The sequence below is a fragment of the Cryobacterium melibiosiphilum genome (assembly GCF_003602235.1).
Classification (GTDB): Bacteria; Actinomycetota; Actinomycetes; order Actinomycetales; family Microbacteriaceae; genus Cryobacterium; species Cryobacterium melibiosiphilum.
On the sequence record NZ_QZVS01000035.1, the window covers coordinates 1 to 13,392 of the forward strand.

Consider the following 13,392-nt stretch of genomic DNA (forward strand, 5'->3'; position numbering starts at 1 on the left):
CGCGCAGGCTCAACCAGCGAGACGGGAATTCCGCTGGTTGAGCCGCGACGAAGGAGCGGTCGAAACCACGGCGAGCCGACCTACAGACTGAAGGTCGGCCTACGAGGTTTCGACCAGCGCGCTACTCCCCTCCTCGCTGGTTGAGCAGGGCACGCACGCTTTTGGCGCGCCCGTGTCGAAACCACGGCGAGCCGACCTTCGGATTGCAGGCCGTCCTACGAGGTTTCGACCAGCGCGCTACGCGCGCAGGCTCAACCAGCGAGCATCCGCTGGTTGAGCAGGGCGCGCACGCTTTTGGCGCGCCCGTGTCGAAACCACGGCAAGCCGACCTTCGGACTTTAGGTCGGCCTACGAGGTTTCGACCAGCGCGCTACGCGCGCAGGCTCAACCAGCGAGACGGGAATTCCGCTGGTTGAGCCGCGACGAAGGAGCGGTCGAAACCACGGCGAGCCGACCTACAGACTGAAGGTCGGCTCGCGAATCGTTAGCGGGTGGGGAGGCGGCGGGCCATTCCCAGGGCGANTCGCGAATCGTTAGCGGGTGGGGAGGCGGCGGGCCATTCCCAGGGCGAGTCCGAGGGCTACGATCAGCGCGGCGAGGGGCACGATGCGGCTGAGGTCTACGCCGGTGGCGGCGAGCTCGGGGGCCGGGGACGAGCCGGTGTCAGCGAGCGGGGTATTCGGTGTCGGGGTTACGGTCGGCGTGGGGGTTACTGTCGGCGTGGGCGTCACGGTCGGCGTGGGGGTTACTGTCGGCGTGGGCGCTACGGTCGGCGTCAGCGTGGGGGTTGGGGTTACTGTCGGCGTGGGCGTCGGCGTCGGCGTGGGGGTCGGGGTTGGCGTCACGGACGGCGTGGGCGTGGGCGTCGGGACACAGGCGACGCTCGTACCCGACTGGCTCGTGTCGTAGGCAGTGCCGACGGCATCGATCAGGACGGTGTACGGGTGCGCGGTCAGCTCGTCGGCGAAGACGTAGGTGTGGGTGAAGCTGCTGCCGAACTGTTCGGTGGCCACAGACATCCCATCAATGATGACCGAGACCGTGTTGGGGGTGAGGTTGCCGGTCTGCGTCTCGTAGTTGACGAGGGTGAGGGTGACGGCGGTGCAGGTCGAGGCGACCTCGGGCACGTGGGCTTCCGCGGGGCCGACGACGGCCAGGCCGAAAACAGCGAGGGACAACGTGGCGAGTGCGGCGAAGATTCGGGTGCTCCGCGCGTTCGGGCGCGCGGTACTGCGGGTGGTGCGGGTGGCAAACATGGTGAGGCGACATTTCTCGGGTAAGGCGCGGGGCATCCAGTGACTGGATACAGCACGGCGCAAGCAGGGCGCGGGCGCGCGGCGGAATCGCGGCGCGGCTCCGGGGAGGCTGGGGATCCATCAGCGACGGATGCGCGACCAGCGGGGCCAGGAGGGAGGTTCACTGACGCAAATTGCTGATCAGGGTGACCTTCAGTTGGTATGTTACGCGCCGGCCAACGGGCCGGTCACCCCCTGTTCGGGGAGACAAAATGTGACCTACTCTGGGGACCGGATCGGCATTTGAAAATCTGTATACCGAAGCTGCGCGTTCACTATGATCAGACCCGCATCAAGGACGATGTGTCCGGATTTGGGGGAATTGGGCATCTGTCTGAACGGGGTCGCCGCGCGTTTGCATGAGTGATCTTGACCAAATCTGGGAGCGTCACATGGGCAAGCTGACTTACGACTCGCACATCACGGCGCACTTCGACGACCGGGTGCTCGCGCACCTGCAGCTCGTGGTGGGCGCCAAGCTGCGGCGCGGGGAGTCCTTCTACTTCAGTTGGACCGTGGAGCCGGACCTCGGCGGCGGGCGGAGTTCGATCTGGATGCATCCGGCGATTCCGATGTCATACAACTACGTCGAGAACGTGTCGACGACGTATAACCGCGAGTGGGTGGAGGCGCTGTCGGAGTCGGCAAACTCCGCGATCGGGCTGCAACTCGTGCCGGAGCCCGCGCCGAGCGAAGCGGTGCCGACGGGGCCTCAGAGTCGGCAGCGGGCGCGGCGGTAGGTTGCCCGTTCGGTCAGGCCAGACGAGGACTTGGCGGGCCGGTGCGAGGAGCCGCGCGGGGCATCCGTCGGGTGTGAAGCGGGTGGTGAGGTGGGCGCTGAGGGACGGAAAAAGCACCCTCGTTTTGTGAACGAAGGTGCTTTTTCCGTATCTCAGCGGTTAGGCGCGGGATTCCTCACGGCGACGGGCCAGGACCAGGGTCGCGAGGCCGAGGGCGAGGAGCGTGCCGGCTGTGAGGCCGATCGGGAGGGCGTTGGCTCCCGCGGACGGGAGTTCCTTTGCCCTCTGGGCCGCCGCGAGGGTAGCGGGAGACTCCGCGATCGTCACGTTGGTCCAGCCAATGATGACCCCGGCCTCGTTCTGCACGGCGACGCGGTGCGCTCCAGTGAGCGTGCTCGGCACGGTCACGGTGATCGTTCCCGCCGCGGATGCCGTGTACCAGCCGGTCGCGATCGGCGTTGACAGGAACCAGGCGAAGTAGTCCTTGCCCGGGGTGAGCCCCGAGATCGTGACCTGTTCGCCCTGGGTGAGGCTGCCCGCGGCGAGGCTGTCGGTGTCGATGGTGATCTCGTCCTGCAGGACCGTGGCGAGGGCTGCCTCGGTCGGCGGTGCCGGGGTCGGTAGCGGCGCCGCAGTCGGAGCAGGCGTCGGCGTGACCGTCGGCGTCTCGGTGGGCTTCGGCGTCGCAGTCGGCGTCGCGGTCGGCGCCGGCGTCGGCTCAGCAGTCGGCGTCGGCTCAGCAGTCGGCGTCGGCTCAGCAGTCGGCGTCGGCTCAGCAGTCGGCGTCGGCTCAGCAGTCGGCGTCGGCTCAGCAGTGGGGTCCGCAGTCGGCGTCGGCTCCGCGGTCGGGTCCGCAGTCGGGAGCGGGATGCTCAGGGTCTTCACCTCGGCGGACTCGGCGGACGCGGCGCTCGACTGCTCGACGTTGGCCGCCGACACGGTGGCCGTGTAGGCCGTGGCTTCGGTGAGGCCCGTGAACCTGTGGCTGAGGGCATCCGTCGTGATGCTCGTGCCGTTCGAGAGCGTGACCGTGTAAGCCGTGATCGCGGATCCGCCCGTGTTGGCGGGTGCCGTCCAGGTGACCGTGACCGCGGTCGTCGTCGCATCGCTCAGCACCGGCGCGTCCGGAGCCGCGGGGGCGCCGATCGGCGTGAATGCCGGGGCGGACGCAGCCGAAGCCTCACCGCGACCCATGTTGTTGCTCACCGCGACGGTGGCCGTGTACTGCGTGTTCGGTGCGAGTCCCGTGAACGCGAATGCTCGCTCGTCGGCGAGAACCGACTGCGTGCGAATTGTGTCGCCCGCGGTCAGGGTCACCGTGTAGCCGGTGACGGATGCTCCGCCATCGTCGGTCGCGGCGGCCCACGCCACCGTCGCCCCGGTCGCGCTGTCGACCGTGAGGCTCGGCGCCGCGGGGGCACCGGGCTTCTCGGCGAGCGTTGACACGGCAGCGGATGCCGCCGAGGTCGCGCTCAGTTCGGCGTAGTTGTTCGCCGTGACCGTGGCAGTGAAGGCCGTGGCCCGCGGCAGGCCCGTGAAGGTGTGCGTGGTGGTGTAGTTATACGCCGTTTCGAAACTCGTGGTGGTGGTTCCGTCGGACAGGGTGACCGTGTACGGCAGCAGCGAGATTCCGCCCTTGTCGGCGGGCTCGGCCCAGGTGACCGTGATCGAGCCTGAGGTCGCCGCCGACAGCACCGGCGCATCCGGAGCCGATGGCACCTCGGCCAGGGTGGCCTCTCCGCCGGAGGTCGCCGAGGGCGCTCCCGTGCCGGCCGCGTTGATCGCCGCGACCGAGGCCATGTACGCCGTGTTGCGCGTGAGGCCGGTGATCGCGAGGCTGGTGGCATCGGCGGCGGCGGTTCTCACGAACGTGTTGCCGCTCTGGTAGACCGTGACCTTGTAGCCGGTGATGGCGCTGCCACCGTCGGCCGGGGCCGTCCAGGTCAGGGTCAGCTGGGTGCTGCTGTCGACCGTGAGCGTGGGCATGTTCGGTGCCTCGGGTGCTCCGGCGAACGTGGTGGCTGCAACGGATGCCGCGGAGATGCTGGTGCCGATGTCATTCGTCGCCGAGACCGTCGCCGTGTATGCGGTGTTCTGCACCAGGCCGGACACGCCGACCGAGGTGACCAGGCCTACGGGCAGGGTCTGAACGACGGCGCCGTTCTGGAACACCGTCACGGTGTAGCCGGTGATGGCGGTGCCGCCGTTGGCCGGGGCCGTCCAGGCCACGGTGAGGTCGCTCGCCGAGGTCGGCGCGAGGGTCGGCGCCGCCGGAGTGGCCGGCGCGAGGGACGTCGTGAACTGCTCGTTCGAGGCGAGTGATCGCTCGCCGAGGGCGGTGAGGTTGTCGGCCCGCACGGTCGCCGTGTACGCGGTGGCGTGGGTCAGGCCGGTGAAGTTCACCGTGGTGGCGCCGTTGAAGGTGGCTTCGATCGTGCGCGTCGCGACGACATATCCGGCCTTCGACAGCTCGACCGTGTACGCGCTGATGGCGTCGCCACCCGACGCCGGGGCGACCCAGGTCGCGGTCAGCTCCGAGGAGGAGACCGTGGTGAGCACGGGTGCGACGGGGGTGTCGGGCGCGGTCGGCCGGGTGCGTTCCTCGGCCGAACTGGTCGAGAACGCGCTGCCACCGATCGTGTTGCGGGCCTGCACCGTCGCCGTGTAGACGGTGGCGCGGGTCAGGCCGGTGATCGTGACCGCGGTGGTGTCGGGCGTCAGGGTGTCCACGAGGGTGTCGCCCGCGTAGACGTGCACGGTGTAGCCGGTGATCGACGATCCGCCGTTGTCCTCGGGCGCGGTCCACGTTGCGGCGAGGGTCGTCGCCGACGTGGCCGTGAGGGCGAGGGCCGTCGGGGCTTCGGGAGCGAGGGCATCCGTCGTCGCAGACACCGTCTCAGAGACCGCGCCGGCACCGGCCGCGGTCACCGCGGTGACGGTGGCCGTGTACTCGGTGGCGCGGGTGAGACCGGTGAAGGTCGCCGTCGTGCTCGTGCTCGTCACCGGTTCGTCGTCTCCGAAGGAGACGAGGTAGTGGTCGATGTCCGCTCCCCCGTCGTCGGTCGGCGCGGTCCAGTCCACGGTGATCGCGGTAGCGGATGTCGCCACCAGGGTCACGACTGTCGGCGCACCGGGCAGCTCGGCGAGGGTGCGTCGCACCCCGGAGGCCGCAGAGGCCGGGCTGTCGCCCTCGCCGTTCTGCGCGACCACGGTCGCGGTGTAGTCGGTGTAGCGGTCGAGGCCGGTGAATTCGTGGCTGAGGGTGGCGGCATCCGTCGTCACGAAAGTCTCGGCGACCGTCGTGCCGTCGAAGAGGGTGACCGTGTAGCCAGTGAGGGCGCTGTCCCCGTCACCGGGGGCGGCCCAGGTGGCCAGGAGCGTCGTGGCCGTGGCGTCGCTCAGCTCGGGGGCGGTCGGGGTTTCGGGCACGTCGGCCGGGGTGCTGACCAGGTCCGAATCCGCGGACCAGGAGCCGTCGCCGACAGCGTTGGTCGCGCTGACCTTCGCCGTATAGGCGGTGGCGCGGGTGAGCCCGGAGAAGGTGTGGCTCAGGCCCTGCGCCGAGTCGGCCGAACCGACCTCGACGCCGTGGGAATCGGACAGCAGCACCCGGTACCCGGTGATGTCGGAACCGCCGTCGTCGGGCGCCTCCCAGGTGACGAGAACCTCGCTGCGGGAGACCGCGGTCACCGTGGGCTCGCCGGGGGCAGTGGGCACGGTCGCCGGCGTTGCGACCTCGTCGACCGGGAAGTTCGCGGTGACGGTTTCGCCGCCGCCGATAACGATCGCTGTTGACGTGGCGAGCGAGGACGCGCCGTTCAGGTAGCGGATCGTGCCGTCCTGCAGAAGAACCCGCACGAGGTAGCTGCCCGCCGCCAGCGACACGGAATAGGAGGGTCCATAGTAGGAGCCGCTGCGCACGAGGCTGAGGGTGGCGCTGTCGTAGACCTCGACCGTGGACATGTCAGCGGTGTTGGTGGCGCTTTCGATCGTTCCCGAAATGTTCGCTGCCTGCCGCACGATGTTGGCCGTGACGTTCGCACCCGCGGCGACGACGACGGGGGTGGCGTCTTCCTGGGACAGAGCGCCCTCGTAGTACTCCTCGGCCGAGCCCCAGCGGCCCACGCTCACGGTGTAGCTGCCAACCGGCACGTCGATGGAATAGGAACCGTTGTAGGCCACGAACGACGACACGTCCGCATTCCTGGCGATGTCGCGCACCCAGATCGTGGGATAGTCGCCGAAGCCCGAGACCGAGCCGGAGATGGTGCCGCCGGTGTGCACGAAGTTCGCCGTGGTGATCTCATCGTCGACGACGGTGACGGGGGTCGCCTGCTCACGCGTGTAGACCCCGTCGAAGTACTCGATGTTTCCCGCATTCGTGCGGGAGAGCACGGTGTAGCTGCCGGCGGGGAGGTTGATGGAATAGCTTCCGTTCATCGTCTGCACGGTCGCCAGCGGAAACCAGTCCGAGCCGGAATAGATCTCCACCTGGCGGTAGCTGTCGGTGTAGCCGGTCACCGTGCCGGTGAGGGTGCCGCCGATCGGGGCAAAATCAGCGGTGACGGAATCGGTGAGGGCGACGGTGACGGATGCCGCGGCATCCGCCGCGAAAACGTCGCCGTAGTACTGCGACACGCCCTGGAACGTCGACAGCCGCAGCGTGTAGCTGCCCGGGGTGACGTTGAGCGTGTACGTTCCGCCGGAGACGGTGGCGCGGGCGACGGAGTCGTCGCCGACGACCGCCTCGACGTACTGGGGGCTGGTGCTCGTGACGGTGACCGTGCCCGAGATCACGGCGCTCTGCAGGGACGCGTTGATGCCGGTGTGGTCGACCGGGGTGCCGTTGGTGACGGAGAGGACCTGCGCGTAGGACTCCACGACGTTTCCGGTCTGGAAAGTGATGGTGTAGTCGCCGGTGTCGAGGTCATCGAAACGGTACGCACCCGCGCTATCCGTGCCGGTTACCCATTCTCTGCCGTCCCGCGAGGCGGTCACTTCGATGTCGGCGCCGAGAGCGTCGTTCAGGGTGACGAGGCCGCTAACGCTGCTGCCACGCTGAATCGTCGCGTTGATATTGGGGTAGACCTTGGTGACACCGTCGGTGAAGACCAGCTGTGTGGGCGTGGTGCCCGACCCGTCGCTGTAGGACTGGTGCAGGCCGGTTCCGGTGTTCGGGTTGAAGCCAATCTCGAAGGAGCCGGCCGGCAGGTTTCCCAGCACGTAGTCACCCGCGGTGTCGGTGACGGCTCTCGATGAGTTGAAGGAGGTCTCCGGGTCCCACGCGATCACGCTCACGCCGGGCAACGGGTTGCCCGAGGAGTCGACGACCCGGCCGCTGACCGTGTGTTCTCCGAAGCTGAGGATGCCGTCGAGCCCGGGGTAGGGCACGCCCGCGGTCACGGTCAGCAGTTCGGCAGCGGACTGAGTGCTGACGTTTCCAGTGCTGTTGTACCAAAGCGCCTGGGTCTCGTAGCCGTTGGAGAGCTGCAGGTTGTACTGTCCCGGCTCGACCATCATGGCCCAATCGGCAGCGCCGCCGGTGGTCAGGTCGATGCGGGCCGAGCTTGTGCCCGAGCCGTAGGAGGAGCCGGTTGCCACCGGAAAGGCATACACGGAGGTCGACATCGACCCGAGCAGGTCAACCGGGGCCGACAGAGTGCCACTGAGGGTAGCGCCGCGCACGGCCACAACAGTGCCGAGGTTGTAGCTGCTGCCCGCACCGATCACCTGCGGAATGAAGGTCACAATGTCGATGTACGGGTCAGAAGCATCCTGCAGGAGGAATGATGCGCTGACATCGCCGGGCACGGTGAACAGAAAGTCGCCGTTCGCGTCGGTCGTCGCGGTCACACGGGGGGCGGCGTCGCCCCCGATGCTCTCGGTCCAGTAGACCAGGGTCACCTCGAGGTCGCTGATCGCGGCGTTGGTGACCGAGTCGATCACGCGACCGGTCACGGTGGCGTTTTCCGGGGCCACTCCGGCCGCCGCGAAGGTCTCGGCGGACGTCTCGGCCTCGGGTTCCGCGGCGGACGTGGGGGTCGGCGTGGCGGAGGGAGCGGCTGAGGGAGTCGTGGTCGCGGCCGCGGTCGCGGCCGGGGTCGTGGTGGGCTCCGGGGTCGAAGCCGGCGTGGCCGACTCTGTGGGGGCATCCGTCGCGATGGCCGTTGACTCGGGCGCGGTGGTGGGCGTGGCCTCAATCGAGGTGGTGGCCTCGGGGGCGGGGGTTTCGGTTGCGAGTGCGGGAGCGGCGGTGGTGAAACCGAGCCCCAGCAGAAGCGCCATTGTGGTGGTGAAAGCGAGCACTCGACTCTGAGCACGACGAACGGCGCGAATTCTTCTCACGTGGAAATCCCCCAAATTTACTGTGTGGCGACACAACTGTCACACCTCGTCAGTTTTGGGGATAAAACAGTGTTTGGGTAGTCGGCATTTGCGCGGGCACTCGTTGGGGGGCAGACCCCGGGTATACCGCGTGCCGCCCTCGTGGGCACTCGGGCAGGGCACGATGCTAGTCCGGCGGTTCGCTCGCGGCGGCCGAAGCACGGTCGCGGCCCTCGTTGCGCGACCCGGCACTCGATACAACGAGTGCCGGGTGACCTAACGGGTGCCGCGACCGGTTGGCGCGCGCGCGGCGGCGGGTGGGGCGCTTGGGGCTAGAAGCGCGCCATGGCGGTGCCGGCAGAGACGGCCAGAGCGAGGCCGCCGACGGCGATGCCGTAGTAGCCGATCCAGAGGCTGGTGGTCGCAAAACCCCAGCCGCGGTCGTGCGTGGTCTTGATCTGTTTCAGGGCGAGGTGGCCGCAGATGACCGCGGGGATCGAGAGGGCGAGCAGCGAGATGATGAAGCCGACGACGGCGAGCACGTTGAGTCCGGGGCCTTCGGTGGCCTGGCCGGCATCCTTTGCCTTCTTGCGCAGCAGCAGCGTGAAGGTGATGCCGGCGATCGGCACGAGGATCAGCAGAAAGCTCAGGAGCACGAGGATGTGCCACCCGACGAGGTTGTTCAGCATGCTGCGGCCTTTCAGTTGTTACTCAGTATCGCCAGCGTGACAGGTGCGGGGGGCTGAGTGCAAATGCGGCGGCGCGGTGAGGTACGGACTCCGTGCCCTCGTTGTGCTCGGGAAGGCACGAAGCCCGCGCCTCAGCTGCGGGCGACGGATGCCGCGCCGCTCGCCGAGGCGGGCGGGGGCATCCACTTCGGTGAGGTACGGACTTCGTGCCTTCGCGAGCCGCGGGAAGGCACGAAGTCCGTACCTCAGGTGCGGGCGGGTGCGGGTGCGGGTGCGACGCGCGACGCGGCGAAGCGCTTCAGGGTGAGGGCGGGGCGCTCGACCAGGAACCAGCTCGCGAGGGCGAAGGGGATGGTGGCGACCACCGACAGGGTCGCGAAGACCGCGACGGGCATCGGATTCTCGGTCAGGCTCTGGGTCGCGAGCAGCAGGAGCTGTTGCACGGGGAATCCGTAGACATAGAGGCCGTAGGAGATGTCGTTGCGGGCGCCGATGCGGTGCAGCGGCAGCACGGCGCCGAGGTAGAGCAGCAGGTAGGCCAGGGGGAAGGCGGCGAGGGGCTTGAAGAATCCGAGGGCGAGGAGGAGCAGCACCATGCCGGCGGCGATCAGGGCGAGGGGTGCGGAGGAGGGCATCCGCTGCCGGAAGAGATAGAGCACGACGCCGGCAAAGAAGAAGGAGCCGAGGGCGAGCAGGTTGTCGGTGAAGCCGGCGGATCCGAAGGGGCGGGTGAGCACGGCCGCGAGGGTGATGCCGGCGAAAAGGGTGACGGCGGCTGGCGTGAAGAAACGGCGCGGCACGACGGATGCGAGCAGGCCAAGGGCGAGGTAGCAGAGCGCTTCGAAGACCAGCGACCAGAGCGGGATGTTCCAGGTCGGGATGCGGGCGGTGAGGAGGGTTCCGTCGATCCCCCACTGCGTGATGTGCAGGGAGAGGTTGGCGACGACGTAGCTTGCGGCGCTGGGGTAGCTCGGGGCGGGAGTGTCGGTGGAGGCGAGGAGAGTGGAAAGTGGGGCGAAGATGACGGCGGTGACGAGGAGCACGGTGAGGAAGGCGGGGTAGATGCGCAGGAAGCGACGCAAGAGGAACGCGAGGAGCCCGGGCTCGGTCTGGAGGTCGGCTCGCGGTGGTCTCGACCCACCGGCGTGTCTCGACAGGCTCGACAACCGGGAAGCGGAGAGCCGGCTGGCGGCGATGAGGTATCCGGAGATGGCGAAGAAGCCGCAGACGGCGAACATGCCGATGTCCACGCCCATCAGCGCGGGCGGGTAGCCGTAGCCGCCGATGATCCACGCGTGCGACACGATCACGAGTGCCGCGAGCACCAGCCTGAGGGCGTTCAGCGAATTGCGTCTCGGATTGAAGGCCTCGTCGAGCGTTGCCACCGGGCCCCCATCTCTCTGCGTGAGTGTTAAGGGTAATACGTGCGCCCGCGCTACGGGCGTTTCAGCCTCAGCACACCGATCATGCCGAGGGCGAGCAGGCTGAGGCCGGTCGCGATCCAGATGTAGAGGAGTGGGCTGGTATACCCGCGCAGCCAGACGGCACCGGATGCCTCCACCTGCTCCGGAACGTCGGCCGCGGCCGCGGCGCTCGCCCCGACCGTGATCGTAGTGGTGGCGCGCGTGTGTGAGCTCAAGCCCTGCGCCGAGACCGTGTAGACGCCGGCGGCGTCTGCGGGCAGGGTGACGGTGAGATCGGCGGCACCCGCGGCATCCGCTGACAACACCAGGGAGACGCTCGCGGCGCGCACGGCCGACAGGGTGGCGCTGCCCGAGCCGACGACGGCGAAGGCGACGTCTTCGTGCGGGGTGAAGGCCGCGGCGGCGATGGCGACGTTCGCGGTACCGCCGGCGGAATCGTCACCGGTGACCGCGATGTGGTTGGCGGTGACGACCTGGCGGGCCCCGGTGTCGGCGAGGGCCTCGTCGGATTCTTCGCCGGCTTCGGCGACCGGCACGGCGAGGTACTCGGCGACGATGATGGTGGCTGCGCCGACGGTGGCGGACTTGAGGCCCGTCGCGACGAGGGTGTAGCTGCCGGACGCGGCCGGCGGAAGGGTGACGTCGACGGCGAGGGAGCCGGCGGCATCCGTCACCTTGGTCAGCGTGATCGTGCCCGCGTGGGCGGCGGCGAGGGTGCTGCGGCCAGCGCCGGTCAGGGCGAGGGAGACGGACTCGGCGGCGACGAAGGATCCGGCGCCGAACGCGACCGTGACCGTTCCGGAGGGCACCGCGTTGCCGGTGACCGTGGTCGAGACCGGGGCGTCGGGCACGTAGCTGTCGACGGCGGAGACTGAGGCGGCGGATGCGGCGGAAGGGGCGGATGCGCCGGCCAGGCTCAGAACGCCCGCGCCCGCGCCCGCACACAGCGCGAGAGTCAGGGCCCAACCAGCCGCGTGCATCGTGAGACCTCCGTCTCCTGCGTGTTCTGTTGTGCGTGGTGGTGCGTCGTGTGCGTTAACGGGAACGGCGCCCAACGCCGGTTGGGCGTTGGGCGCGTCCCGGCTGTGATGCCGATTCGTGCGGTACTGCTGCTGTGGTGCGGTCGAAATGTGGTGCGGAATGTGGTGGTGCCCGTGGTGCTGGTTACGCGGTGACGAGGGCGGCCGCGGCAGTGGATGCTGCCGAACGACGCTGCAGGCGAAGCACGGCGACCATGGCGACGCCGAGCGCGATGACGCCCACGGCGCCCCAGATCACGAGGAGCGGTGCGTTGAAGCCGGTGGCGGCGAGGGCGTCGGCACGGGCGCCGGTCAGCGCGAGGCCCGCAGCGGAGTCTGCGGCAACAGCCGAGACGGTCGCGACGCCGTAGATCTCGACGCCGCCGCGAACACCCTTGGCGGTGACGGCGTAGTCGCCGGGGGCGTTGGCCGGTGCGGCAACGTTGACGCTGACAGCGCCCGTGCCGGTGGCGGTCTTGGTCAGGGTCGCGGTAGCGGCCTTGAAGGTGCTGAGCACGGCCAGGCCCGGGCCGTCGACCGAGAAGCTGACGCTCGTGCCCGGGTCGAAGGCGTTCGCGGCGAACGCGGCAACGCCGGTTTCGCCTGCGATGACGACGTCGCCGGTGGTGCTGGTCGTCGGCACGTAGTTCGCGGCGTTAGCGGCGGTCGCGGCGGGAAGGATCAGGAACGCGGCGAGAACCGCAACGGCTACGCCTGCAAACTTTTTCTTAAGCATGACAAAGTCACCCCTCTGTAGGTCGAGCAAATAAAAGGCCGACATTGGCATGCCACGATTGCGGCTATCTCTACGGTAAGGGAAAATCACCGATCAGGTGTGGATTTTTCTACCCACGAACGGGGGGTTAAGGCTTGCTCTGCCCGCCTGGACGGGGGGTGCGCGGGTCTTTTTTTCGCGGAGGCCCCCCCTCGCTTGCGGACTTCGGAACCGAAGGTGAGCATCCGTCGAGTAGTGAATTCTCCGTACCATTCGACGGAGATTGACGGTCTTTCAGGGGTTTTCCACGCGTTTTTGTGTGTTTTGGCAAGAATCTCCGTCGAATGGTACGGCGGGGCGGGTCAGGGCGACGGCCTGGATGGCGCGCGCAGGCCACATTCAGGACGTTCCGTTAGTGTTCTCCGGCCACGCGCGGGGGGTGCCACTGAATCGCCCAAGTAGGTGATAAACCAGTGGTCATTTTGTGTTAACTCTGTGTGAACACGCGCTGCGAACCGTGTTCGCACGCTCACGGAGGTCCCGATCGGCGTCTCGGCACCCTCGCCATGGCGACCCGGCGTACCATTCGACGGACTTCAGCCGCCGTTTGACCCACAATCGCTGCTTGTGCGTGTTTTCGACGCTGAACACCGTCGAATGGTACGGGGGCGGGGCAGGCGAACGGGGGCTGGCGGGGGCGGGCCGGCGGGGCGGGTTGCAGACCGGGCCCGAGAGCGGCGCGGTGCGCCGGCAGGTCGGGCCGTGATCCGGGCCCGGGGAGACACCGCCGAGTTGAACATCGAGGTGAAGAATGTCCCGGTCAGCAGTGCCTTGACTGTCACGGTACTCGGGTGGGTGCGAGGGCTGCACCCCCCTTTCGGGCCAGGTTCGGGCCAGGTTCGGGTCGGGTTCGGGACGGATTCAGGGCAGGTTGTGGACGCAGTGCGGGCTGCAGTGCGGGACGCGTGTTGAACGCAGCGCGCGGCTACCGGCGGGTGCCGTCGGGGGCGATGAGGAGCATCCGTTGTTGGGAGGCGTCGACGACGATCGTGGCGAGGTGGGGACGGCCGACGGGCAGCACCCGGGCGGTGAAGCGGCCTGAGGGGGTGGCGTCGAGTTCGGCGGCGATGATGCGGGCGGCGGCGGCGAGGGCCGCCGCGGTGGCCGGGGTGCGCGCGGCGGGGGC

At 68.6% G+C, this 13,392-nt stretch carries 8 protein-coding genes; 1 reads left to right on the forward strand and 7 read right to left on the reverse strand.

Annotated features, from left to right (window positions below):
- Nucleotides 1–533 precede the first annotated feature (533 nt).
- Nucleotides 534–1,292 (reverse strand): hypothetical protein, encoded by a 759-nt coding sequence (locus tag D6T64_RS22775; RefSeq protein WP_199719014.1) that lies wholly within the window; start codon nt 1,290–1,292, stop codon nt 534–536.
- Nucleotides 1,293–1,687: 395 nt separating this feature from the next.
- Between D6T64_RS22775 and D6T64_RS00865 the strand changes: the two genes are divergently transcribed.
- Nucleotides 1,688–2,035, forward strand: coding sequence for a DUF7882 family protein (locus tag D6T64_RS00865; RefSeq protein ID WP_119970535.1), 348 nt, complete (start codon nt 1,688–1,690; stop codon nt 2,033–2,035).
- A 159-nt stretch (nt 2,036–2,194) separates the two neighbouring features.
- Here the strand turns inward: D6T64_RS00865 and D6T64_RS22395 are convergent, their stop codons facing one another.
- The 6 genes from D6T64_RS22395 to D6T64_RS22400 all read right to left on the reverse strand — a co-directional run.
- Entirely contained in the window at nt 2,195–8,320 is a 6,126-nt protein-coding gene (locus D6T64_RS22395; protein ID WP_158594749.1) for a beta strand repeat-containing protein, read from the reverse strand.
- Between the two features lie 371 nt (nt 8,321–8,691).
- Complete coding sequence (locus tag D6T64_RS00900) at nt 8,692–9,048, reverse strand: DUF4190 domain-containing protein (protein ID WP_119970537.1); 357 nt, start codon at nt 9,046–9,048, stop codon at nt 8,692–8,694.
- Between the two features lie 245 nt (nt 9,049–9,293).
- The gene (locus tag D6T64_RS00905; RefSeq protein WP_158594750.1) at nt 9,294–10,433 is read right to left on the reverse strand and encodes an acyltransferase family protein; all 1,140 of its coding nucleotides are present in this window, start codon (nt 10,431–10,433) and stop codon (nt 9,294–9,296) included.
- A 50-nt stretch (nt 10,434–10,483) separates the two neighbouring features.
- Nucleotides 10,484–11,452: a hypothetical protein gene (locus D6T64_RS00910; protein WP_119970541.1), complete on the reverse strand. Its 969-nt coding sequence runs from the start codon at nt 11,450–11,452 to the stop codon at nt 10,484–10,486.
- 184 nt (nt 11,453–11,636) lie between these two features.
- Nucleotides 11,637–12,227, reverse strand: a complete 591-nt coding sequence (locus D6T64_RS00915; RefSeq protein WP_119970544.1) for a hypothetical protein — start codon at nt 12,225–12,227, stop codon at nt 11,637–11,639.
- A 964-nt stretch (nt 12,228–13,191) separates the two neighbouring features.
- Nucleotides 13,192–13,392 (reverse strand): hypothetical protein (locus D6T64_RS22400; protein WP_199719015.1); only part of this gene is annotated, 201 nt, incomplete at its 5' end.